Annotated in this window: 20 protein-coding genes; 13 read left to right on the top strand and 7 right to left on the bottom strand. The window is 70.8% G+C overall.

The genetic code is table 11. From position 1 onward, the window contains the following. Positions 1-39: 39 nt before the first annotated feature. Positions 40-1,059 carry a TRAP transporter substrate-binding protein gene (locus tag DFP88_RS08200; protein WP_110813940.1) on the bottom strand — a complete coding sequence of 340 codons (1,020 nt, stop codon included), beginning with the start codon at positions 1,057-1,059 and terminating at the stop codon, positions 40-42. A 102-nt stretch (positions 1,060-1,161) separates the two neighbouring features. Between DFP88_RS08200 and DFP88_RS08195 the strand changes: the two genes are divergently transcribed. Further along, positions 1,162-1,878 (top strand): GntR family transcriptional regulator, encoded by a 717-nt coding sequence (locus tag DFP88_RS08195; RefSeq protein ID WP_110813939.1) that lies wholly within the window; start codon positions 1,162-1,164, stop codon positions 1,876-1,878. Positions 1,879-1,896: 18 nt separating this feature from the next. Here the strand turns inward: DFP88_RS08195 and DFP88_RS08190 are convergent, their stop codons facing one another. Then, complete coding sequence (locus tag DFP88_RS08190; RefSeq protein ID WP_110813938.1) at positions 1,897-2,937, bottom strand: NAD(P)/FAD-dependent oxidoreductase; 1,041 nt, start codon at positions 2,935-2,937, stop codon at positions 1,897-1,899. A 50-nt stretch (positions 2,938-2,987) separates the two neighbouring features. Here DFP88_RS08190 and mnmC2 point away from each other — a divergent pair, with 50 nt between their 5' ends. Together mnmC2 and DFP88_RS08180 are read left to right on the top strand one after the other, a co-directional pair. After that, positions 2,988-3,644, top strand: coding sequence for a tRNA (5-methylaminomethyl-2-thiouridine)(34)-methyltransferase MnmC2 (gene mnmC2 / locus DFP88_RS08185; RefSeq protein WP_110813937.1), 657 nt, complete (start codon positions 2,988-2,990; stop codon positions 3,642-3,644). Beyond that, positions 3,644-4,516, top strand: a complete 873-nt coding sequence (locus DFP88_RS08180; RefSeq protein WP_181418594.1) for a DMT family transporter — start codon at positions 3,644-3,646, stop codon at positions 4,514-4,516. Before mnmC2 ends, DFP88_RS08180 begins: the two co-directional genes overlap by 1 nt. Here the strand turns inward: DFP88_RS08180 and DFP88_RS08175 are convergent. After that, entirely contained in the window at positions 4,513-6,555 is a 2,043-nt protein-coding gene (locus DFP88_RS08175; RefSeq protein ID WP_110813935.1) for a lytic transglycosylase domain-containing protein, read from the bottom strand. The two genes, DFP88_RS08180 and DFP88_RS08175, sit on opposite strands and share 4 nt — an antisense overlap. 109 nt (positions 6,556-6,664) lie before the next feature. On the opposite strand from DFP88_RS08175, the gene dapA reads away from it, so the two are divergent. Then, the gene (gene dapA / locus DFP88_RS08170; protein ID WP_110813934.1) at positions 6,665-7,537 is read left to right on the top strand and encodes a 4-hydroxy-tetrahydrodipicolinate synthase; all 873 of its coding nucleotides are present in this window, start codon (positions 6,665-6,667) and stop codon (positions 7,535-7,537) included. Here dapA and DFP88_RS08165 read toward each other — a convergent pair. Next, positions 7,534-8,559 carry an AI-2E family transporter gene (locus tag DFP88_RS08165; protein ID WP_181418593.1) on the bottom strand — a complete coding sequence of 342 codons (1,026 nt, stop codon included), beginning with the start codon at positions 8,557-8,559 and terminating at the stop codon, positions 7,534-7,536. The two genes, dapA and DFP88_RS08165, sit on opposite strands and share 4 nt — an antisense overlap. A gap of 213 nt (positions 8,560-8,772) precedes the next feature. Between DFP88_RS08165 and DFP88_RS08160 the strand changes: the two genes are divergently transcribed. Together DFP88_RS08160 and DFP88_RS08155 are read left to right on the top strand one after the other, a co-directional pair. Next, the gene (locus DFP88_RS08160) at positions 8,773-9,768 is read left to right on the top strand and encodes a TAXI family TRAP transporter solute-binding subunit (protein ID WP_110814202.1); all 996 of its coding nucleotides are present in this window, start codon (positions 8,773-8,775) and stop codon (positions 9,766-9,768) included. Between the two features lie 78 nt (positions 9,769-9,846). Beyond that, positions 9,847-12,291, top strand: a complete 2,445-nt coding sequence (locus tag DFP88_RS08155; RefSeq protein ID WP_110813932.1) for a TRAP transporter permease — start codon at positions 9,847-9,849, stop codon at positions 12,289-12,291. A 123-nt stretch (positions 12,292-12,414) separates the two neighbouring features. Here DFP88_RS08155 and DFP88_RS08150 read toward each other — a convergent pair whose 3' ends face one another. The 3 genes from DFP88_RS08150 to DFP88_RS08140 all read right to left on the bottom strand — a co-directional run bounded on the left by DFP88_RS08150 (position 12,415) and on the right by DFP88_RS08140 (position 15,266). After that, positions 12,415-12,825, bottom strand: coding sequence for a VOC family protein (locus DFP88_RS08150; RefSeq protein WP_110813931.1), 411 nt, complete (start codon positions 12,823-12,825; stop codon positions 12,415-12,417). A 13-nt stretch (positions 12,826-12,838) separates the two neighbouring features. Continuing rightward, complete coding sequence (locus DFP88_RS08145; protein WP_110813930.1) at positions 12,839-14,005, bottom strand: M20 aminoacylase family protein; 1,167 nt, start codon at positions 14,003-14,005, stop codon at positions 12,839-12,841. A 130-nt stretch (positions 14,006-14,135) separates the two neighbouring features. Then, positions 14,136-15,266, bottom strand: a complete 1,131-nt coding sequence (locus tag DFP88_RS08140) for a fumarylacetoacetate hydrolase family protein (protein WP_110813929.1) — start codon at positions 15,264-15,266, stop codon at positions 14,136-14,138. A 137-nt stretch (positions 15,267-15,403) separates the two neighbouring features. Between DFP88_RS08140 and DFP88_RS08135 the strand changes: the two genes are divergently transcribed. From DFP88_RS08135 to DFP88_RS08105, 7 genes are all read left to right on the top strand, one after another. Next, positions 15,404-16,891, top strand: a complete 1,488-nt coding sequence (locus DFP88_RS08135; protein ID WP_110813928.1) for an ABC transporter substrate-binding protein — start codon at positions 15,404-15,406, stop codon at positions 16,889-16,891. An 82-nt stretch (positions 16,892-16,973) separates the two neighbouring features. Further along, positions 16,974-17,921, top strand: a complete 948-nt coding sequence (locus tag DFP88_RS08130) for an ABC transporter permease (RefSeq protein WP_110813927.1) — start codon at positions 16,974-16,976, stop codon at positions 17,919-17,921. Beyond that, positions 17,918-18,736: an ABC transporter permease gene (locus tag DFP88_RS08125; protein ID WP_110813926.1), complete on the top strand. Its 819-nt coding sequence runs from the start codon at positions 17,918-17,920 to the stop codon at positions 18,734-18,736. The genes DFP88_RS08130 and DFP88_RS08125 overlap by 4 nt, the downstream gene beginning before the upstream one ends. Beyond that, entirely contained in the window at positions 18,733-19,683 is a 951-nt protein-coding gene (locus DFP88_RS08120; protein ID WP_110813925.1) for an ABC transporter ATP-binding protein, read from the top strand. Before DFP88_RS08125 ends, DFP88_RS08120 begins: the two co-directional genes overlap by 4 nt. Next, positions 19,680-20,492 (top strand): ATP-binding cassette domain-containing protein, encoded by an 813-nt coding sequence (locus DFP88_RS08115; protein ID WP_110813924.1) that lies wholly within the window; start codon positions 19,680-19,682, stop codon positions 20,490-20,492. The genes DFP88_RS08120 and DFP88_RS08115 overlap by 4 nt, the downstream gene beginning before the upstream one ends. Next, the gene (locus DFP88_RS08110) at positions 20,489-21,292 is read left to right on the top strand and encodes a metallophosphoesterase (protein WP_110813923.1); all 804 of its coding nucleotides are present in this window, start codon (positions 20,489-20,491) and stop codon (positions 21,290-21,292) included. The genes DFP88_RS08115 and DFP88_RS08110 overlap by 4 nt, the downstream gene beginning before the upstream one ends. Next, positions 21,289-22,050, top strand: a complete 762-nt coding sequence (locus DFP88_RS08105; protein ID WP_110813922.1) for a tyrosine-protein phosphatase — start codon at positions 21,289-21,291, stop codon at positions 22,048-22,050. The genes DFP88_RS08110 and DFP88_RS08105 overlap by 4 nt, the downstream gene beginning before the upstream one ends. Positions 22,051-22,106 lie beyond the last annotated feature (56 nt).

Below are 22,106 nucleotides of genomic sequence, written 5' to 3'. Positions count from 1 at the left end.
ATGCCGGCCCCTCGCGGGGGCCGGCATCGGCCATCGGGATCACTCGGAGGGGTAAAGCTCGGCTTCGACCTCGTCGACGGCGGCGATGAAGCCTTCGACGTAGTCCGCGCCAAGTTCGCCGGAGAGGAAATCAATCACCGGCGCCTGCGTCCGCTCGCGGAAGGCGGCCTTCTGCTCGGCGTCGTTGACGTAGACTTCGACGCCCATGTCGCGGATGCGCTGGGTATCGTCGAGATAGCCCTGCCCCTTGCCGGCCAGCATGATCGAGGAATAGAGCTGCACGCCGTCAAGCACCGCGCGGCGGCTCTGGTCGTTCAGGCCGTCGATGAAATCGGGGTTCGCATAGGCGAAGACCGCCGAGAAGATGTGCTCGTCGAGGGACATGTAGTCGATGACCTCGGCCCAGCCGCCGTTGATGACCGTGGAGGGCGGGTTCTCGCCGCCGTCGACCACGCCCTGCCGGATCGCCATGGCGCTTTCCGGGAAGGGGATCGGCGTCGGCGCGGCGCCGAGGCTCTCCATCAGCGAGATCATCACCGGGCTCTCCATCGAGCGCAGCTTGAGGCCCTGGACGTCATCGGGGCCCTCGATCGGACGCTCGTTGTTGACGAAGTTGCGGAAGCCGTCGGCGGCGTAGCCGACGATGCGCAGGCCCGCCGTGTCCTCGACGTCGGCGACGAACTCGTCCATCACCTCGGCCTCGTTCATGAAGGTCATGGCCGAGCGGACGGAGCTGAAGAGGTAGGGCGTCGAGAAGACCTGGACCTTCGGGTAGAAGGATGCCAGCGCGCCATCGGTCGTGGCGGTCATCTGGAAGATGCCGTTGCGCACGTTCTCCAGCAGCTCGCGGTCGCCGCCAACGCCGCCATGCAGCAGCTGGACGTCGATGTCGCCGCCGGAGTGGAACTCGACGTATTGCTCGAAGGCCTGCATCGCCCGGGTCTCGGGGTTGTCGGCCTCGGGCAGCGTCGTGGCGAAGCGCAGGGTCTCGGCCTGTGCCGCACCGCCGAACGCGGCGGCGGCCATCGCCGTGACGAGCGTCATTCTCATCTTGGACATCGTTCCTCCCTTTCCTCTCCGAGTGCATTAATTTGCACACATGTCGCTAACATGTCAGTTGAAGGTTTGCAAGTTGCCAAAAGTTTAGTCACTGTTTCTTGCATGAATGATACCGACCAGACGACCGCGCTTGATCCCGACCGCCCGGGGGATGCGCACCTGCTGCGGCAGACGGCCTATGACCGGATCGAGGTGCTGCTGGACCGCGGCGAGCTTGCGCCGGGCCGCCTCGTGTCGCAGCGCGAGCTGGTGCAGATGACCGGCTCAAGCCTCGGCTCGATCCGCGAGGCGATTCCCCGGCTCGAGGCCGAGGGCCTTCTGCAGACCCTGCCCAAGCGCGGCCTGATGATCCCCAGCCTCGATGTCTCTTTCGTGCGCGACGCCTATGGCCTGCGCCGGCGGCTGGAGCTCGGCGCGGTAGAGGCGGCCTACCGGAACCTCCCCCGCGAGACCCTGCTCCACTGGCTGACCCGCCACGAGGCGCTGACGAGCGAGGTCCGCGATGACCGCTCAGAGGTGAAGTCGAAGGAGGTGCAGGACCTCGACTGGGCGATGCACAAGCAGATGATCGCGGCCGATCACAACGGGCTCGTGGACAACGTCTACCGCACGACAGCGATCAAGATCCGCATGGCCGTGCAGTCCCGCATCAAGGTCACGCCCTTCAACGCCGAGCGGGTGATCCGTGAGCATCTTGCCTTCCTGCGGCCCCTGGCCGAGGGCGATCTGGTCGAGGCGCGCGCCGCCCTCGCCCGCCATGTCGACAATTCCCTGACCCTCGCGCTGGGCGGCACGCTGGACGACCAGCGCCCCGGTTGACCGCCAGCCGCGCGCGGCTCAGGCGGTCAGGCTGGCCTCGGGGTCGAACTCCTCCGGGATGCGGTTCTCGCCGGACAGGACGAGGTCGGCCAGCAGCTCTCCGGCCAGCGGCGCGAGGGCGAGGCCGATCTTGAAGCCGCCATTGGCGATCCAGGCGTTCTGCCGGAAAGGGTGCGGCCCCAGCATCGGCGCGCGGGTCCGCGCCCTGGGGCGGATGCCGGCCCAGCGCTCGATCACCGGCGCCTCGGCCAGCGCCGGGACCAGCGCGCGGGCGCGGGCGATCACGGCATTCAGTTGATCGTCGGGGCCTTCCACCTCCCACTCCCGCTCGGAGGTGGAGCCGATCGCCACCGTGCCGTCGCCATGCGGCACGACATGCAGGCCCGGCGCCGAAAGCTGCGGCAGCGCGGCGGCATCGTGCTGCAGCAGGGCGGCCTGCCCCTTGATGCCGCGCCCGACCTCGCGCCCCGCAAGGGCGTTCAACTCCTCGAGCCCGGCGGCCCCGGTGGCCCAGATGACGGCGCCTTCGGGATGCCCCTCGGGCACGACCTCTCCGCCCAGCGCCTCGAGCGCGGCCCTGAGCGCGGCGCAGGCAGCGCGCGGGGCGATGCGGGCCGACAGCGTGTCGTGGATCACCATGCCGCCCTCCGGCCCCCAGCCGCCGCCGGGCGCGGGGATGACGCGCCACTCGGCCCGGCCCTGCCAGAGGCTGGCGGCAGCGTCGGTCCGCCCCTCGGCCCGCGCGAGGGCGGCCTCCCCCTCGACCGGCTGAAGCCGGCCCGTCCGGGCATAGCCCGGGTCGCGCCCCGAGAGACGGGCGATGTCGGCCCAGTACTCCTCGGCCATCAGAAGCGCGTCGAGCTGGAAGGTCTTGAGCGCGTCCCAGCGGTCCTCGTCCGGGGCATGGGGCGCCAGCGCGCCGACGATGCCGCCGGAGGCGCCCGCCGCGACGCCGCCGGGATCGATCACCCGCACATGGGCGCCGCCCCGTCCGCAGGCCACAGCCGCGGCAAGGCCGAAGATCCCCGCCCCCATCACCGTCACGTCCGCCGTTGCCATCGCCCGCCCGCCTCTGCAGTGTCGCGCCGATCCCTACAGGACCCTTTGCCATGACGACAGATGCGCTCGACTGGACCGAGGAGGGCACGCCCGTCTCGCGCCGTTTCGACGATCCCTACTTCTCGCTCGCCTCGGGGCTGGAAGAGACGCGGCACGTCTTCTTCGGCGGCAACGACCTGCCCGCGCGGCTGCGGGCGGGGTTCCGCATCGCGGAGCTGGGCTTCGGCACGGGCCTGAACCTTCTGGCGCTGAACGCGCTGCGCGGCGATCTGCCGCTGCGCTTCACCAGCTTCGAGGCCTTTCCCCTGACGCGGGAGGATGCAGGCCGCGCGCTGGCGGCCTTCCCCGACCTCGATGCCGCGCCGCTGCTGGCGGCCTGGGACCGGCTGGGGCAAGGCGCGGTGGAGGTCTGGCCGGGGCTGGAGGTCGATCTGATCCTCGGCGATGCGCGGCAGACCCTGCCCGCCTGGGACGGGCTGGCGGATGCCTGGTTCCTCGACGGTTTTTCCCCGGCCAAGAACCCCGAGCTATGGGGCGCTGAGTTGCTGGAGGCAGTCGCCGCCCATACCGCGCCGGGCGGGACGCTGGCCACCTATACCGCCGCCGGTCACGTGCGCCGCGCGCTCGAGGCGGCGGGGCTGGCGGTGGAGCGGCGCAGCGGATACGGGCGCAAGCGCCACATGACCGCAGCCCGAAAGCCCGACTGATGCGCAACGACATCCGCCTCGGCGTGATCTTCATGATCGCCGCCACCTTCGTCTTCGCCATGCAGGACGGGCTGTCGCAGCACCTGGGCCGCAACTACAACGTCCTGATGGTCGTGATGGTGCGCTACTGGTTCTTCGCCGCCTTCGTCATCGCCATCGCCAAGCGGCAGTCGGGCAGCATCCGCGCCGCCGCGCGCACGCCGCAGCCGGTCCTGCAGGCCTTTCGCGGGCTGCTGCTGGCCGGCGAGATCTGCATTATGGTGCTGGGCTTCGTCGCCCTCGGGCTGGTCGAGAGCCATGCGATCTTCGCCTGCTACCCGCTGATCATCAGCGCCCTCTCCGGCCCGATCCTGGGCGAGGTCGTGGGCTGGCGGCGCTGGACGGCGGCGGGCATCGGCTTTGTCGGGGTGCTGGTGATCCTGCAGCCGGGCTTCGGCGTCTTCGCCCCAGAGGCGGTCTTCCCGCTGGCGGCAGCCTTCTGCTTCGCACTCTACGGCCTGCTGAACCGCTACGTCGCGCGGCGCGACAGCAGCGCGACGAGCTTTTTCTGGACCGGCACGGTGGGCGCCGTGGCGATGACCGCGGTGGGCCTGTGGCATTGGGAGCCGATGACGGGCACCGACTGGGCCCTGATGGGCTGCCTTTGCGTCTCGGGCGCGCTGGGCCACTGGCTGCTGATCAAGACCTACGAGGTCGCGGAGGCGAGCGCCGTGCAGCCCTTCGCCTACCTGCAGCTGGTTTTCGCGGCCTCGCTCGGCATCACCGTCTTCGGCGAGACGCTGGAGCCGCATGTCGCCATCGGCGCCGCCATCGTCGTCAGCGCCGGGCTCTTCACCCTGTTCCGGGCAAGGCGCCGCGCGAAGGCGGCCTAACGCGGCGGACGCGGTTCGGGGCGCGGCGCCCCCGGCAGGGGATCGGCACTGCGAGCGGCGGCGGTGGGGACACCGGCGACCGCCGCGACCGGCGAGGCGGGGCGCGGCACGGGCCGGATGAAGGGTGGCCGCCCTTCCAGAAGCTCGGTGAAGCGGACGGGACCGGCCTGCCCGCTCAGCCGGGCGCGGTAGACCGGGATCGATTCCGTCACGCGCATCACGTAGTTCCGCGTCTCGGTGAAGGGGATGCTCTCGATCCAGTCGACGATATCGGCCTGCCCCCGGCGCGGATCGCCGCGCTGCGCCATCCACTGCGAGGGGCGCGAGGGGCCGGCATTGTAGCCGGCGGCGATCATCACCGGGCTTTCGCCGAACTCCTCCTCGAGACCGGCAAGGTAGCGGCTGCCCAGCGTGGCGTTGTATTCCCAGTCCGAGGTCAGCCGGCCGCGGGAATAGGCCAGCCCCAACCCGCGAGAGACCTCTTCGGCGGTGCCGGGCATCAGCTGCATCAGGCCAAGCGCGCCGACGGGACTGCCGATCACCGGGTTGAACTCGCTCTCGCGCCGGGCAATCGACAGGGCGAGCGCCGGCTCGACCGGCAGCTCCATGTCCTTCAGACCGTGCAGCGGAAAGTAGAACTCCGGCAGGGTGATCCCGCGCGCGGCGCCCTGCTTGCCGACGATCAGCGCGAAGAAGGGCTCTCCCTCCTCGGCCACCATGGCGCCGAGCTGCGCGAGGCCGGTGCGATCCAGATCCTGCGCGAGGGCGACGGTGAACTGCACCGCCGCGCCCCGGTCGCCGCCCTGAAGCGACAGCCGCAGCGCCTGCGCGCGCGGATCGGCGAGGAAGGCAGCCTCGCGCCAATCTGGAAAGGCCTCCTGCCCGGTCAGGGCCGGGTCCAGCGACAGGCCCAGACGTTCGGCGGCGAGAAGGCCGTAGAAGGCGGTCTGCTGCTGCGCTGCCCGGGCGAAGGCCAGCGCCGCATCGTCGGGCTGGCCCAGCGCCTCGAGCGCGCGGCCGGTCCAGTAGCCGGCGCGGGCGATGGAGATCGGGCTTTCCACATCCGCCTCGAGCGCGCGGAAATGCTGCAGCGCGATGCCGGGGCTGTTGAGGTGGCGCAGCGCGATGTAGCCCGACAGCCATTCGAGATCCGCCCACTGGCTGCCCGAGGTCAGGTGGTGGCTGCTGGCCAGATCATAGGCCTCCTGCGGGCGGCCGTCGCGCATGGTCCAGCGCGCGAGCGCGGCGCGCCAGCTGGCCCAGCGGAAGGGATCGCCCAGCCCATCGGCACTGGCGGTGCGGGTGCCGAGGATGGCGATGGCATTGGTGTAATCGCCCCGGCTGGCGAAGCGGTTGAAGCGGTCGTAGGCAAGGCCCGGCTCCTCGCGCAGCGCCTCGGGGACGGCAGCGAGCCGCGTCTCGACGTCGGCGGCATCGCGGATCAGGGCGATCCGCGCCTCGGCCAGCAGGCTCTGATCCTCGGGCAGGCGGTCGAGCAGACGGCCGGCATCGGTGACCCGCCAGCGCCAGAGCATCGCGTCGACCCGCGCCACGTGGAAGGGCGCGAGCACCGCACCGTAGGGGCCGATCAGCGCGTCGAAGCCGTCGTCGTCGAGGCCAAGCGACATCCAGGCCTGGATCAGCACCGATTCCGCCTCGGCGAAGCGGCCGGCGTCCATAAGCGCCTCGGCCAGCGCGGCGACGCCCTCGCCGGTCAGCGGATCCTCGTTGCCGAAGAAGGCGATGACCTGCGCGGGATCGGCCCAGCCGGGGATCGCGCGCTCGCCCTCCGACCGAATGGCATCAAGGCCGGGCCAATCGGCATGGTCGGACAGGAAGGCGGCGTATTCGGCGAAATCCCCGTCGCCGGCGCGCAGCCGTTCCCATGTGACGAGGTCGGTCTGCACGCCCTGCGCGGCCAGCGCATAGGCGCGGTCCCAGCTGCCGGCCTCCATCGCGGCGACGACATCGGCATGCCCCTGCGCGAGGGCGGCGCCGGGCGAGAGGGTGAGGATCAGGGCAAGGACGGCGGCTTTCATCGGGCCGGGACCGTAACGGGGCGCGGGGGCGATGCAACTCACGAACTTGGCAAGGCGGCGGATTGCGGCTAGGACAGCCGCGCAATTTCCCCGCAGCAGGACGCCCCACATGATCCAGGGATCGCTCGTCGCCCTCGTCACGCCCTTCACCGGGGGTCAGCTGGATCGCAGCGCGCTGAAACGGCTGGTGGACTGGCACATCGAGCAGGGCACCACCGGCCTCGTGCCCGCCGGCACCACCGGCGAAAGCCCGACCCTGACCCACGAGGAGCATGACGCCGTCGTGGCCGAGGTGGTGCGCCATGCCGCGGGTCGGGTGCCGGTGATCGCCGGCGCCGGGTCGAACAACACCGCCGAGACGGTGCGCCTGATCGAGGCCGCGAAAAGCGCCGGTGCCGATGGTGCGATGGTCGTCACGCCCTATTACAACAAGCCGACGCAGGCGGGCCTGGTGGCCCATTACACCGCCGCCGCCGAGGCCGGGCTGCCGGTGCTGATCTACAACATCCCCGGCCGCTCTGCCGTCGACATGAGCGTCGCGACCATGGCCGAGCTGGCGAAGCTGCCCGGCATCTTCGGCGTCAAGGACGCGACCGGCGATCTGGCGCGGGTGGCGCGGCAGCGGATCGCCTGCGGGACGGACTTCGTCCAGATCTCGGGCGAGGATGCGACCGCCGTCGGCTTCAACGCGATGGGCGGGCGGGGCTGCATCAGCGTCACCGCCAACGTGGCCCCGGCGCTTTGCGCGCGGATGCAGGCGGCGAGCCTGACGGGCGACTACGCCGAGGCGCTGCGCCTGCAGGACCTGCTGATGCCGCTGCACGAGGCGATCTTCACCGAGCCCGGTCTGGTGGGGGCGAAGTACGGCCTCTCGCTGCTGGGCCTGTGCAGCGCCGATGTCCGCTCGCCCCTCGCGCTGCCCAGCGCGCCGGTGCGCACCGCGATCGAGGCGGCGATGCGCGGCGCCGGGCTGCTGGACTAATCCTCGGGCTGGGCGTCCTCGCGGTCGCCCAGCGTATCCTCGACCCAGAGCTTCTGGACGAGGATCATCGCGACCAGCAGCAGCGGCGTCGCCAGAAGCACGCCGATCAAGCCGAAGAGCACCCCGAACAGCGCCACCGCCACGATGGTCAGGGCCGGCGGGATCGCCGTGGTGCGCTGCTGCACCAGCGGCATGATGACGTTCCCCTCGATCTGCTGCACCGTGAGGTACAGCAGCCCGACCCAGACGACCGTGCCCATCCCCTCGCTCAGCGCGACGAGGATGGCGGGCACCACGCTGATGATCGGCCCGACGAAGGGCACGAAGTTCAGCAGGCCCGCGATCAATGCCAGCGTCAGCGGCAGCGGCACGCCCAGCAGCCACAGGCCGAGGAAGACGAGCGCCGCCACCGCCAGCATGTCGACCAGCTGCCCCAGCAGCCAGTACCAGAGCCCGCGGCCGATATCGTGGCAGATCTGGTCCGCGCGCGGACGGTGCTGCGGCGGCACCAGCTTCACCATCCCGCGCCGATAGAACTCCGGCTTCGTCGCCAGGAAGATCGACAGCGTCAGCACGACCACGATGTTGGCCCCCGCCCCGCCAAGGGTCACGAGCGTGCCGCCGATGGCGCCCATGACGTTCATGCCGCCGCCCTCGCCCGAGCCCTCCATCCGGCGGACCAGCATCCCGCCCATGCGGCTGTCGCGCAGACGCTCTTCCAGCCCGGTCACCGCCTCGGGGATCCGGGTCCAGAGTTCCTCGAACTGGGTCAGGATGCGCATGCCCTGCATCATCGCAAAGCCGCCCAGCGCCGCGACGATCAGCAGCACCACCAGCGCCAGCGCGAGGTTGACCGGCATCCCGGTCCATCCCGCCAGCGCCTGCGCGGGGTGGCGCAGGCCGACCGCGATCAGCACCGCGAAGAAGACCAGCAGCAGCACGAAAGAGACCTGCCACAGCGCCAGCGCGAGGACGGTCACGGAAACGAGGGCCGCCGCGGCGCGCAGATCCCGGCTGATCATGTCGCTGCCTCTCCACGTTGCAACAGGTCCCTCTCCCATGCGCCCCGCGTCCCGCCGAAGCAAGGGCAAGCCCTGCCACCCGGCCCCTCGGTGCGCCCGTAACCGTGCGAAGGTCAGCAATCACGGGCGATTTCGGCCATTGATCGCGCGGGGCATGGCGGGATAGGCTCCGTGGACCCGGCGGGGGGCCGGGCCATTCTGGAGGAGATCGACATGCCCCGTCTGATTACAGCCCTGGCCGCCACGGCCACCGCCTTTGCTGCGCTGCCCGCCGTGGCGCAGGACGACGTCGACCGCTCGGACTGGCCGTCCAGCTTCACCGTCGGCACCGCCAGCCAGGGCGGCACCTACTTCGCCTATGGCTCCGGCTGGGCGAACCTCGTCGCCGAAGAGCTGGGCCTGTCCGGCGGCGCCGAAGTCACCGGCGGCCCGATGCAGAACATGGCGCTGGTGCATACCGGCGACGCCGCCTTCGGCCTGACCACCATGGGCCCGGCCCGCGAGTCGATGGAAGGCACCAACCCCATCGCGCCCGGCCTGCAGATGACCAATGCCTGCGCCATCTTCCCGATGTACCAGACGCCCTTCTCGGTGACGGCGCTCAGCTCCTCGGGGATCTCCTCGATCGAGGATATCCCGGACGGCGCGCGCATCGGCTTCGGCCCTGCCGGCTCCACCTCGGACACCTACTTCCCGCAGATGCTGACCGACCTGGGCGTCGATTACGACCGCCGCAACGGCAGCTGGGACGACCTTGGCGGCCAGCTTCAGGACGGTCTGATCGACGTCGTGGCCTTCGCCGCCGGCGTGCCGATCCCGGCGGTCAGCCAGCTCGAGGTGCAGACCGACATCAACATCGTCGAGTTCACCGAGGACGAGCAGGCGACGCTGATGGAGAACTTCCCCGTCTCGGAGTTCACCATTCCCGCCGACACCTATTCGACCCTGTCCGAGGACGCGCGCTCGGTCGCGATGTGGAACTTCGCCATCGCCAACTGCGACCTGCCCGACAGCTTCGTGCATGCCGTGGTCGATACCGTGATGTCGGATAACGCGCGCATGGTGAACATCCACCGCGCCGCCGAGACGACGACGATCGACAACTGGGACAAGAACACCGTTCTGCCCTGGCATCCCGGCGCCGCCGCCTGGTTCAACGAGAACGGCGCCGAGATCGGCGACGACATGATCCACAGCGCCGCCCAGTAAGGCGCCCGACACACCACCGCGTCCGGCCCCGCGCCGGGCGCGCCCTCCCTCCCCCTTCCCTGACAGCAAGAGACCCGGATGCCCGAGCCGACGCGCCCGACCGATGACCCGATCCGCACCGAGCCGGAGCTTCCGGCAAGCGGGCTTGCCGAAGGGGGCGGCGTGATCGCCGAAGGCACCGACGAGGAGCCGATCGAAAGCAACCGCCGCCTGTTCACCGGCTGGCCGGCGCTGGCGATCGGCGGCTTCGCCGCGCTCTACGCCTTTTTCCACATGGCGGCGCTGAACGGGCTGTCGATCTCGGCCTGGACCGGCATCAGCCTGCCGCTGCTGCCCAGCCTGCCGATGGAGACCTGGAATTTCCGCATCGTGCACATCGCCGGCGCGCTGACGCTGGGCTTTCTAATGTTCGCCCCGCACCAGAGCTTTGCCGAGGGGCGCGCGGACCAGCGCCGCATCGTCAGCCTGCTGGGCTGGCTGCTGATGATCCCGGCGGTCTGGTCGCTGGGCGTCGCGGGTTGGTTCGCCATCCGCATCTCGGGCGGCGAGATGTGGAACGGCGTCGATGCCACGCTCAAGACCCAGGAAATCTGGATGTTCGGCATCCCGCTGCTGGTCGCCACCGCCGGCGGCATCGCCGTGTCCTGGTTCGAGCGGCGCGAGCGTGACCGCTTCTCGATCCCCGATTTCACGCTGGTTGTCTGCGGCTTTGCCGTCGCGACCTACCTGATCACCCTTTACGGCACGCTCATGCGCAACTCGACCGGCACGCCCTTCGCGCCGATCGGCATCTCGATCGCCGCCCTCGCCGGGACCGCGCTGATCATGGAGATGACGCGCCGGGTCGCGGGCCTCGCGCTGATCGTGATCTCGGGCGTGTTCCTGGCCTATGTCTTCGTCGGGCGCTGGCTGCCCGGCTTCCTCGAGGCGCCGGCGGTGACCTGGGAGCGGTTCTTCAGCCAGGTCTATACTGATGCGGGCATCCTCGGGCCAACGACGGCGGTCTCCTCGACCTACATCATCCTCTTCATCATCTTCGCGGCCTTCCTGCAGGCCTCGAAGGTCGGCGACTACTTCATCAACTTCGCCTTCGCCTGCGCCGGGCGCGCGCGCGGCGGCCCGGCCAAGGTGGCGATCTTCGCCTCCGGCCTGATGGGCATGATCAACGGCACTTCGGCGGGCAACGTCGTGGCGACCGGATCGCTGACCATCCCGCTGATGAAGAAGGTCGGCTACAAGCGCACCACCGCCGGCGCGGTGGAAGCCGCGGCCTCCACCGGCGGGCAGATCATGCCCCCGATCATGGGCGCCGGCGCCTTCATCATGGCCGAGATCACCGGCATCCCCTATACCGAGATCGCCCTCGCCGCCGTCATCCCGGCCGTCCTCTACTTCGTCTCGGTCACCTTCATGGTCGATTTCGAGGCGGCGAAGCTGGGCATGCGGGGCATGCGCGAGGACGAGCTGCCCAAGTTCGCCAAGCTGGTGCGCCGGGTCTACCTGTTCCTGCCCATCGTGATCCTGATCTACGCGCTCTTCGCCGGCTACTCGGTGATCCGCGCGGGCACGCTGGCGACGCTGGCCGCCGTGGTGGTCAGCTGGATCTCCCCGACCTCGCGCAGCCTTACGCTTACCGCCGGCATCGTCGCGGTGCTGGTGCTGGGCGGTCTGCTGTCTTCGACCGTCGGGAGCCTCTCGGCGCTCTTCGGCATCCTGGTGCTGCTGGCGGTGGCCGCCGCTGCCGTCTGGCTGCTGGTCAATCGGCGCGGCACGGGGATGAACATCGAAGGCGTCGTGCGCGCCTTCAACATCGCGGGCGTCATGTCGGTGCAGATCATCGCGGTCTGCGCATGCGCCGGCATCATCGTCGGCGTGATCTCCCTCACCGGGGTCGGGGCGCGCTTCTCGGGGCTGCTGCTCGGGATCGCCGATACCTCGCAGCTGCTGGCGCTGTTCTTCGCCATGTGCATCTCGATCCTGCTGGGGATGGGGATGCCGACCACGGCGGCCTATGCGGTGGCGGCCTCGGTCGTGGCGCCGGGCCTCGTGCAGCTGGGCATCCCGGCCCTGACGGCGCATTTCTTCATCTTCTACTTCGCGGTGCTCTCGGCGATCACCCCGCCGGTGGCGCTGGCCAGCTATGCCGCCGCCGGCATCTCTGGCGCCAACCCGATGGCGACCTCGGGGGCCTCCTTCAAGATCGGCATCGCCGCCTTCGTCGTGCCCTTCATGTTCTTCTACAACAACGCGCTGCTGATGCAGGGCGACTGGCTGGAGATCGCGCGCGCCTGCCTGACGGCCTGCGTCGGGGTCTACCTGCTCTCGGCTGGCGTGCAGGGCTGGATCGCCGGCGGGCGCGCGAACTGGCTGGTGCGGGCGGTGCTGATCGTCGCGGCGCTCTTCATGATCGAGGGCGGGCTGCTGACCGACCTGATCGGTGTCGCCGTCGCGGTCGCCGGCGTGGTGCTGGCCAAGGCCATGGGGCCGGGCGCGCTGCCCGCCGCCGGGCGCGGCGCGGACTGAGAGGCAGGAGGGGGCGCTGCCCCCTCGGCCCTGCCGGGCCTCACCCCCGGGATATTTTCAAAGAGAAGAAAGGGGGCGGCGCCGTGAGGTGGCCGCCCCCTTTCGCGGGTGCCCGGCAGCCGGTCAGCGGCTCGTGCCACTGCGGTCGGGCCGGCTGTACTGGATCAGGTCCCAGCGGTTGCCGAAGGGGTCGGTCCAGACGACGACCCGCCCGTAGGGCTCGTCCCTGGGCGGGGCCTCGAATTCCGCCCCGGCCGCTTTCAGGCGCTGGTAATCGCGCGCGAAATCCTCGGTCTCGAGGAACAGCCAGACGCGTCCGCCGCCCTGGTTGCCGATGGCCGCGGACTGCCTGTCCGAGGCGGCGCGGGCGAGGAGGAGGTCGGTCTCCGCGCCCGGCGGCGCGATCCGGACCCAGCGCTTGCCGTTGCCGAGGTCGGTATCCTCTCGGCATTCGAAGCCGATGCGGCTGAAAAACGCGAGCGCGGCGTCGTAGTCCGGGACCAGCAGGGAGACCTGCGCGATGCGGGCGTGCATGGATCGGGCCGGTCTAGCCGGCGGGCATCCGTGTCTCGACAAGCTCGGCCCAGAAGGAGGCGCCAGCGGGGATCGCCTCGTCGTTGAACTCGTAGGCCGGGTGGTGAACCATCGCGCTATCGCCGTTGCCGATCTGGATATAGGCGCCGGGCACCGCCTCCAGCATGTAGGAGAAATCCTCGGAGGCCATGACGGGCGGCGTGTTCTCGTCGACATCCCCGGCGACGCGGCGCGCGGCCTCGGCGGCGTAGAGCGTCTCGGTCTCGTGGTTGACCGTCGCCGGGTAGCCCGGCTGCCAGTCGATCTCGGCCACCGCGCCGAGGGCCTCGGCGGTCTGCGAGACGACGGCCTTCAGCCGCGCCTCGCCAAGGGCTCGAAGCTCTTCGGAGAAGGTCCGGATCGTGCCGCGCAGCACCACCGCGTCGGGGATGATGTTGTAGGCATCGGTGGCGCTGCGGAAGCTGGTGACGGAGATGACGATGGAGCCCAGAGGATCCGCGTTGCGCGATACGATGGTCTGCAGGTTCATCACGATGGAGGAGGCGGCGACGACGGGATCGACCGCCATCTCGGGGTTGGCGGCATGGCCGCCCTTGCCGCGCACCGTGATCTCGTATTCGTCGGTCGAGGCGAAGCTGGGGCCGGGGCGGATGTGGAAGGTGCCCAGCGGCAGGCCCGGCATGTTGTGCATGCCGTAGACCTCCTTGATGCCGAAGCGGGTCATCATCCCGTCCTCGACCATGGCGAGGGCCCCGGCCCCGCCCTCTTCGGCGGGCTGGAAGATCACCGCGACGCTGCCGTCGAAGTTGCGCGTCTCGGCGAGGTACTGCGCGGCGCCCAGCAGCATCGCGGTATGGCCGTCGTGGCCGCAGGCATGCATCACGCCCGGCACGGTGGAGGCATGGGGCAGGCCCGTCGCCTCTTCGATCGGCAGGGCATCCATGTCGGCGCGCAGGCCGACGACATGGCCGCGGCTGTCGCTGCGGCCCCGGATCACGCCGACGACGCCGGTGCGGCCCAGGCCCTCGACCACCTCGTCGCAGCCGAAGGCGCGGAGCTTCTCGGCGACGAAGGCCGCGGTGCGATGCACCTCGTACATCAGTTCCGGGTTGGCGTGGAGCTCGCGGCGCCAGCCGGCGATATCGGCCTGCATCTCGGCGAGACGGTTCTTGATCGGCATCACGGCCTCCTGCTGCCCTTGGCCGCGCAGCTTAGGCCCGGGCGGGGGCGGAGGGAAAGGGGGGGCGCTGCCCCCGGCCGCTGGCGCGGCCTCCCCCGGGATACTTGCAAAGAGAAGAAGAAGAGGCGCGTCAGGCGAGGAGGCCCCGGCGCGCGAGGTTTGCCATCAGGGCCATGAGGCCGAAGTGCCATTCCGGCGCCTCGGTCGAGAGGGCGACGGTGTTCTCCAGCCGCCCGAGGCCCGACGCCTCGATCGTCACGCGGTCGCCGATCTGGTGGGTGAATCCCTCGCCCGGGGCGCCGCGATCCTGCGTCGGCGCGAAGAGCGTGCCGAGAAACAGCATGAACCCGTCGGGATACTGGTGGTGGCGGCCGATGGTCTGATCGACGAGGTCCTGCGGGTCGCGGCTGATCTGGGCCATGGCGCTGCGCCCCTCGAGGCGGAAGCCCTCGGGCCCTTGAACCGTCAGCGTCAGTTCCGCCCGGCGCACGTCCTCCATGCCGAAGCTCTGGTCGAAGAGGCGCAGCATCGGGCCAATGGCGCAGGAGGCGTTGTTGTCCTTGGCCTTGCCCAGCAGCAGCGCGCTGCGCCCCTCGACGTCGCGCAGGTTCACGTCGTTGCCCAGCGTCGCGCCCACCGCGCGGCCATTGGGCGAGACGGCGAGCACCACCTCGGGCTCGGGGTTGTTCCAGCGGCTGGCGGGGTGCAGCCCGACCGCCGCGCCATGGCCCACCGAGGACAGGACCGGCGCCTTGGTGAAGACCTCGGCATCGGGGCCGATCCCGACCTCGAGGTACTGGCTCCAGAGGCCCTCCTCGATCAGCCGCGCCTTGACCGCTGCCGCCTCCTCCGATCCGGGGCGCAGGTCGCGCAGGGAGCCGCCGACGGCCTCGGCCAAGGTGGCGCGCAGGTCGTGGGCGCGCGCGGGATCGCCGCCCGCCCGCTCCTCGATCACGCGCTCGATCATCGAGCCGGCGAAGGTGACGCCGCAGGCCTTGATCACCTGCAGATCGCAGGGCGCGAGGAGGTGCAGCGCATCGGGGGCCGGCGCGCCCAGCGCCTCGAGCGGGCCGATATCCTCGCCCCTCGCCTCGCGCAGCCAGCCCGCCGGATCATCCAGCGCGCAGAGCGCGCTGAGCGTCGGCACCGCGCGGCAGGTCACGTCGATCAGCCGCCCGCCCCGCGGGGTGACGACCGAGGGCCCCTGCAACTCCGGCCGCCACACCCTTCCCGCGCGCAGCCCCTCCCCGTTTTCAACCATGACACGTCTCCCCTTCCGTGGCGTTTCCCGATTGTGACCGCTAGAGACGCTCTTGTCATCCGGGCGGCTTCCATTCGTAGTGCGCCTGTTACAACCGGCCTGCACGTCACGGCCGACCGACTTCAGGAGCCGACGTCATGACACGCCACCAGCCCCTATTGATCCCCGCCGCCATCCTCGCGCTGAGCTTGCCCGCCGCCCTGCCCGCCCTCGCGCAGGAGCAGGGCACGGTCCGCATCGGCGAGATGCAGGAGCCGACCGTTCTCGATCCGACCGTGGATGCCACGGCCTCCATCGACGAGATGCTGACGCAGAACCTCTATGAATCGCTCACCACGGTGAACGAGGCCGGCGAGGTGCTGCCGCAGCTGGCCGAGAGCTGGGAGATCTCGGACGACGGGCTGACCTATACCTTCACCCTGACCCAGGATGCCGCCTTCCACGATGGCACACCCTTCGATGCCGAGGCGGTCCGCTTTTCCTTCGAGCGGGCGATGGCGGAGGGCAGCACCAACCCCTCTTCCGACATCTGGGAGCCGATCGAGAGCGTGACGGTGACGGACCCGCGCACCATCGAGGTGACGCTGTCGCGGCCCGACGCCTTCTTCCTGTTCAACCTCGCGCAGGGCGATGCCTCCATCGTCTCACCCGCCAGCGCCGAGACCAACGTGACCGAGCCGGTGGGCACCGGCCCCTTCCGCTTCGTCTCCTGGACCCGCGGCGACCGGCTGGTGCTCGAGAAGAACCCCGATCACCGCGACGCCGGCGAAGTGACGATCCCCGGGGTGGAGTTCCGCTTCATCACCGATGCCTCGGCCATGGCCGCGGCGCTGCTGGCCGGAGAGCTGGATCGCGCCGGCCTCGGCGCGCCGGAGCTTCTGGCCCAGTTCGAGAACGACGACCGTTTCACCGTCGAGATCGGCACCACCGAGGGCGAAGTGATCCTGGCGCTGAACAACGGCCGCGCGCCCTTCGACGACATCCGCGCCCGCGAGGCGGTGAACCGCGCCATCGACCGCGAGGAGATCATCGCCGGCGCGATGGACGGCACCGCCACCCCGATCGGCAGCTTCTACCCGCCGCATGGCCCCGCCTATGTCGATCTGACCGGCACCTGGCCGCACGACACCGAGACCGCCGCCGCGCTGTTTCAGGAGGTCGGCGTGACGGAGCTGTCGCTGACCGTGCCGCCCTTCCCCTATGCCACCCGCTCGGCCGAGATCATCCAGGCAGAGCTGGCGCAAGCCGGCGTCGCGGTTTCGGTCGAGACCGTCGAATGGGGCTACTGGCTGGAAGAGGTCTATTCCAACCGCAACTACGACATGACGATCATCGCCCATACCAGCCCGAACGACATGGGCAACTTCGCCCGCGGGCCGGAGTATTTCTACGGCTTCCAGAGCGACGAGTTCGACGCGCTGTGGGACCGGATCTCGGCCGAGACCGATGCCGAGGCGCGCAATGCCCTGCTTGAGGAGGGCCAGCGCTACCTGGCCGAGAATGCGGTCATGGCCTTCCTGTTCCAGCTGCCCGAGCTTGCGGTGCAGCGCAGCGACCTCGAGGGGTTCTGGACGGCGGCGCCGGTGCTGTACCAGCCGCTCAAGGAGGTGCACTGGGCGGAATGACGCCCGCACCTGATGCCAAGAGCATCGGTCGCAGGCGCGGGGCTGCACCCGCCGCGCCTGCACCGGCCTTCGAAAGCTCTCGATGACCCGCTTCCTGATCCGCCGCGCCGCCGGTTTCGTGCTGACGCTCCTGGCCGTCTCCGTCGTCGTCTTCGCGGTGATGTCGATGCTGCCGGGCGATCCGGCGCTGAGCATCCTCGGGATCGAGGCCTCGCCCGAAGCGCTGGCGGCGATGCGCAGCCAGCTGGGCCTCGATGCGCCCGCGCCCGCGCGCTACGCCGCCTGGGCCCTCGGCGCGCTGAAGGGCGACTTCGGCACCAGCTACGCCTTTCGCGTCCCCGTCGGCGGGCTGATCGCCGAGCGGCTGCCGCTGACGCTGTCGCTGGCGCTGGGGGCCATGGCGGTGACGCTGGTGCTGGCGCCCGGCCTCGGCATGGCAGCCGCAGCCCGTCACGGCGGGCCGGGCGATTGGGCGGTCATGGTGCTCAGCCAGATCGGCATCGCGGTGCCGGCATTCTGGATGTCGATCCTGCTGATCCTGCTTTTCGCGGTGCGGCTGGGCTGGCTGCCCTCGGGCGGGTTTCCGGGCTGGGATCAGCCGCTGGCGGCGCTGCGCGCGCTGGTGCTGCCGGTGATCGCGCTGGCGCTGGTGCAATCGGCGGTGCTGGCGCGGGTCACGCGGTCCGCGGCGCTCGAGGTGATGCGCCTCGATTTCGTGCGCACGGCGCGCGCCACGGGCCTGCCGCGCCGGCGCATCCTCTGGCGCCACGTGCTGCCCAATGCGCTGATCCCGATCGTGACGATCATCGGCATGCAGTTCGCCGCCATCGTCACCGGCACCGTGGTGATCGAGAGCGTCTTCTCGCTGCCGGGCCTCGGGCGGCTGCTGCTGCAATCCATCGCCAACCGCGACCTGATCACCGTGCAGGCGCTGGTCCTGCTGTTTGCCGCCATCGTGGTGACGGCGAATTTCCTCGTCGACCTGGCCTATGTCGCCATCGATCCGCGCCTTACGGGGCGGCAGTCATGAGGCACCGCGCGAGCCTAATCCTCGGCGCGGTGCTGGTGGGGCTGATGGCAGCGGCGGGCCTTGTCTCACTGGCCTGGACGCCCTGGCCGCTGGCCGAGATCGACGTGCTGAACAAGCTGGCCGCCCCGAGCGCGGCGCATCCGCTGGGCACCGACGGGCTGGGGCGCGACCTGCTGTCGCGGCTGATGGCGGGGGCGGCCAATTCGCTCTCCGTCGCCGCGGGCGCCGTGCTGCTGGGCGGGGGGATCGGCACGGGGCTCGGGCTGCTGGCCAGTGCCTGGGGCGGCCGCGTCGAAGAGGCGTTGATGCGGCTCTGCGATCTCAGCTTCGCCTTCCCTGCCCTGCTCTTCGCGATCATGCTGGCGGCGGCCTTCGGCCCCTCGCTTCTCAACACCGGCCTCGCCATCGCTTTCATAAACGTGCCCATCTTCGCCCGCGTCGCGCGCGGCGCGGCAAACCAGGTCTGGGTGCGCGACTTCGTCCTCGCCGGGCGGGCCGCGGGGCGCGGGCGCGCCGCGATCAGCCGCGATCACATCGTGCCGAACATCGCGGCCCCGCTGATCGTGCAGGCCACCATCGAGATCGCGACCGCGATCCTCGCCGAGGCGGCGCTCAGCTACCTTGGCCTCGGGGCGCAGCCCCCCGCCGCCTCCTGGGGGCGGATGCTGGCCGAGGCGCAGACGCTGCTCTGGGTGGCGCCGATGCAGGCGGTCTGGCCGGGGCTGTGCATCACCGCCGCCGTCCTCGGCTTCGGCCTTTTGGGCGACGGGCTGCGCGACTGGGCCGACCCGCGGCTTGTCAGGCGGCAGGCATGATCCGGGTCGAGGGTCTCAGCGCCGCCCTGCCGCAGGGCCAGGCCCTGCGCGACGTAAGCCTGTCGGTGGCGCGGGGCGAGCGGCTGGGCCTCGTCGGGGAAAGCGGCAGCGGCAAGTCGATGCTGGGCCTCGCGCTGATGGGCATGGTGCCGGATGCGGCGCAGCTCTCCGGGCGGATCGCGCTGGACGGGCAGGATATGACGGGCGCGACCGAGGCCGCCTGGCAGCCCCTGCGCGCGCGCAAGGTGGCGATGATCTTCCAAGAGCCGATGACCGCGCTCGATCCGCTCGTCCGCATCGGCGAGACGGTGATGGAGCCGCTGATCCTGCACCTGAAGATGCGCCGCCGCGATGCCCGTGCCCGGGCGCTTGACCTGCTGGCCGAGACCGGCCTGACCGAGCCCGAGGCGAAGATGCGGCAGTATCCCCACCAGCTTTCGGGCGGGCAGCGCCAGCGGGTGCTGATCGCGCTGGCGCTGGCCTGCGATCCGGGGGTGCTGATCGCGGATGAGCCGACAACCGCGCTCGACGCGCAGATCGCGCTGCGGATCACCGATCTTCTCGTGCGGCTCTCGCGCGATCGCGGCATGGCGCTGATCTTCATCAGCCATGATCTCGCCGCCGTCGCCCGCGCGACAGAGCGGCTGGCGGTGATGTACGGCGGCGATCTGGTCGAGACCGGCGCCACGGCCGAGGTGCTGGCAAATCCGCGCCACCCCTATACGCAGGGGCTGATCGCGGCGCGCCCGCGCCCCGATCCCGCGATGATCCGCAAGCGGCTGCCGGTGATCCCCGGCACCGTGCCCACGCTGGGTGACCTGCCGCGCGGCTGCCGCTTTGCCGGGCGCTGCGCCGCCGAGCTGCCGCGCTGCGCCGGAACGCGCCCCGCGCCATGGCCCACCGCCAGCGGGCAGGCCGCCTGCCACCTGCTGGAGCCCGCGCCATGACCGCGCCGCTGCTGATCGCGGAAGGTCTGCGCAAGACCTACCCCCGCCCGCGCCGCCGCCTGCTGCGGGCCGAGCCGCCGCTGGTCGCGCTTGAGGACGCCAGCTTCGCCATCGCGCCGGGCGAGACGCTGGGCATCGTCGGCGAAAGCGGGTCGGGCAAGACGACGCTGGCGCGGCTGGTCATGGGCTTCGAACGGCCCGATGCGGGTTGCGTCCGCCTCGATGGGCAGGACATCCATGCCCTGCCGCCGCGCGCGCTGCAGCGCCTGCGGCCGCGCTTCCAGATGATCTTTCAGGACCCCTACGGCTCTCTCGACCCGCGCCGTCAGGTCGGCTGGTCCATCGCAGAGCCGCTGCGCGCCGCCGGTATCACCGGGCGGACTTCCCTGCGCGACCGCGTGGCCGAGGCGCTGGAGCAGGTCGGCCTTTCGGCCGCTGATGCCGCCCGCTACCCGCACGAGTTCTCGGGCGGTCAGCGCCAGCGCATCGCCATCGCCCGCGCCGTGGTCACCCGCCCCGCCCTTCTCGTCGCGGACGAGGCTGTCAGCGCGCTCGACGTTTCGGTCCGGGCGCAGATCCTGAACCTGCTGATGGACCTGCAGGAGGCGATGGGACTGGGCCTGCTGTTCATCGGCCACGACATGGCGGTCATCGCCGCGCTCTGCGACAGCATCCTCGTGATGCAGGAGGGGCGCGTGGTCGAGGCCGGGCCGACGGCGCGGCTGATCACCGCGCCCGCGCACCCCTATACCCGCGCGCTGATGGACGCCGCGCGCGGCGAGACACTGACACGAGGAGCCGCCCCATGAGGGTTCTGCACCTGACCGACCTGCACCTCTCCGCAGGGGACGACCCCGGCCTCGATGCCGATACCGGGGCGAGCATGGACCGCGCGCTCGAAGCGATGCGCCGGATCGACCCGGCGCCGGATTTCGCCGTGCTCAGCGGCGATCTGACCAACCGCGGGGACGAGGGCAGCTATGCCCTGCTGGCCGAGAGGCTGGAGGGGATCGGCGTGCCGCTGATCCTCGCCCTTGGCAACCACGACAAGCGGCCGGCCTTCCGCGCGGTCTTCACTGGCTATCCCGGCGGCGGCGAGGATCCGCTGGACTACGACATGGTGCTGGCGGGGCACCATGTCATCACGCTCGACACCTCGGAGCCGGGGCGCACGGGCGGCACGCTGGAGGACGCCCAGCTCGAGGGGTTGGAGGCCACGCTTGCCCGCCACCCCGAGCTGCCGAAGCTGCTGGTGCTGCACCACATGCCGAAGCTCGATCCGCGCCGCCCGGCGGACTGGACCTCTCTCGATGCCGCGACCTCGGACCGGCTGGCGGCCCTGCTGGCCCCGCACGAGGTCACGGCGATCCTCTCGGGGCATGTCCATGCCAACCGCGTGGCGCTGTGGCATGGCATCCCCGTGGTCATCACCATGGGCCAGCACGCCACCATCGACCCGCTGGAGCGGGAGGCCCTGCGCATCGTGCCCGGCACCGGCCTTGCCCTCTGCGATCTGCTGCCGCACGGCCTGTCGGTCACCTATATCCCCCTGCACCCGGCCGAGACGATGCGCCTGATCCCGCGCGAGCGTTTGCAGGCCCTGCGATGACCGGCGCGGCCGCGCATCCGCGCCTCGTCCCGCTGGGCGGCATGATGAACTTCCGCGACCTCGGCGGCATCCCCCTGCAGGGCGGCGGGCAGACCGCGCGGGGCCGCGTCTTCCGCGCCGATGCGCCGCACCGGATGACGGAAGGCGACCTCGCGGCGGTCGAGGCGCTCACCCTCGCCTGCGTCATCGACCTGCGCGGCGCGGAGGAGGCCGCCGAGGCGCCCGGCCCGCTGCGCGATGCGCTTGGCGCCGGCTGGCACAACGTGCCGCTTCTGGCCGCGCTCGACCCGGCAAGCTGGGGCGGCGCCGCCTCGGACGACGTGCTGCTGTCGCTGTACCTGCACGTCCTGACGGACCGACAGGAGGCGCTGGCAGAGGTGCTGCGCCTGATCGCCGAGGCGCCGCCCGAAGGCGCGGTGCTGTTCCATTGCACCGCCGGCAAGGACCGCACCGGCGTCGTCGCCGCGCTGCTGCTGGCGCTGGCCGGCGCACCGGAGGAGGAGATCGTGGCCGATTACAGCGCCACCGCCCCGCTGATCGCGCCGCTGGTGGCCGAGATCCTCGACCGCATCCGCGCGAGGGGGCGCGCGCCCGAGGCCCATGCGCCGCTGCTGGAAAGCCGCCCCGAGACGATGCGCCGCTTTCTTGCCGCCCTACGCGAGGAGTTCGGCGGGGCCGAGGCCTATCTCTCCTCGATCGGCCTGACCGGCGCCGAACGCGCGGGCCTGCGCGCGCGCCTCGTGCCCTCGTCCTCCTGATCGACCGGGACAGGGGCGGATCGCGCGCTAGGTGCTCCGCCCTGACCCCGCGATGA

Source organism: Pseudoroseicyclus aestuarii, assembly GCF_003217255.1.
Lineage (GTDB): Bacteria > Pseudomonadota > Alphaproteobacteria > Rhodobacterales > Rhodobacteraceae > Pseudoroseicyclus > Pseudoroseicyclus aestuarii.
Note: the sequence above shows the minus strand (reverse complement) of the source record. Positions and strands in the feature narration are given on the sequence as shown.

Bases quoted from the DNA above. Each gene is read 5' to 3' on its own strand.
- DFP88_RS08140 (WP_110813929.1), bottom strand. From the start codon at position 15,266: ATGGTTGAAAACGGGGAGGGGCTGCGCGCGGGAAGGGTGTGGCGGCCG.
- DFP88_RS08155 (WP_110813932.1), top strand. From the start codon at position 9,847: ATGCCCGAGCCGACGCGCCCGACCGATGACCCGATCCGCACCGAGCCG.
- mnmC2 (WP_110813937.1), top strand. From the start codon at position 2,988: ATGACGACAGATGCGCTCGACTGGACCGAGGAGGGCACGCCCGTCTCG.
- DFP88_RS08160 (WP_110814202.1), top strand. From the start codon at position 8,773: ATGCCCCGTCTGATTACAGCCCTGGCCGCCACGGCCACCGCCTTTGCT.
- DFP88_RS08175 (WP_110813935.1), bottom strand. From the start codon at position 6,555: ATGAAAGCCGCCGTCCTTGCCCTGATCCTCACCCTCTCGCCCGGCGCC.
- DFP88_RS08130 (WP_110813927.1), top strand. From the start codon at position 16,974: ATGACCCGCTTCCTGATCCGCCGCGCCGCCGGTTTCGTGCTGACGCTC.
- DFP88_RS08105 (WP_110813922.1), top strand. From the start codon at position 21,289: ATGACCGGCGCGGCCGCGCATCCGCGCCTCGTCCCGCTGGGCGGCATG.
- DFP88_RS08115 (WP_110813924.1), top strand. From the start codon at position 19,680: ATGACCGCGCCGCTGCTGATCGCGGAAGGTCTGCGCAAGACCTACCCC.
- DFP88_RS08120 (WP_110813925.1), top strand. From the start codon at position 18,733: ATGATCCGGGTCGAGGGTCTCAGCGCCGCCCTGCCGCAGGGCCAGGCC.
- DFP88_RS08145 (WP_110813930.1), bottom strand. From the start codon at position 14,005: ATGCCGATCAAGAACCGTCTCGCCGAGATGCAGGCCGATATCGCCGGC.
- DFP88_RS08150 (WP_110813931.1), bottom strand. From the start codon at position 12,825: ATGCACGCCCGCATCGCGCAGGTCTCCCTGCTGGTCCCGGACTACGAC.
- DFP88_RS08180 (WP_181418594.1), top strand. From the start codon at position 3,644: ATGCGCAACGACATCCGCCTCGGCGTGATCTTCATGATCGCCGCCACC.
- DFP88_RS08110 (WP_110813923.1), top strand. From the start codon at position 20,489: ATGAGGGTTCTGCACCTGACCGACCTGCACCTCTCCGCAGGGGACGAC.
- DFP88_RS08190 (WP_110813938.1), bottom strand. From the start codon at position 2,937: ATGGCAACGGCGGACGTGACGGTGATGGGGGCGGGGATCTTCGGCCTT.
- DFP88_RS08165 (WP_181418593.1), bottom strand. From the start codon at position 8,559: ATGATCAGCCGGGATCTGCGCGCCGCGGCGGCCCTCGTTTCCGTGACC.
- DFP88_RS08200 (WP_110813940.1), bottom strand. From the start codon at position 1,059: ATGTCCAAGATGAGAATGACGCTCGTCACGGCGATGGCCGCCGCCGCG.
- dapA (WP_110813934.1), top strand. From the start codon at position 6,665: ATGATCCAGGGATCGCTCGTCGCCCTCGTCACGCCCTTCACCGGGGGT.
- DFP88_RS08195 (WP_110813939.1), top strand. From the start codon at position 1,162: ATGAATGATACCGACCAGACGACCGCGCTTGATCCCGACCGCCCGGGG.
- DFP88_RS08125 (WP_110813926.1), top strand. From the start codon at position 17,918: ATGAGGCACCGCGCGAGCCTAATCCTCGGCGCGGTGCTGGTGGGGCTG.
- DFP88_RS08135 (WP_110813928.1), top strand. From the start codon at position 15,404: ATGACACGCCACCAGCCCCTATTGATCCCCGCCGCCATCCTCGCGCTG.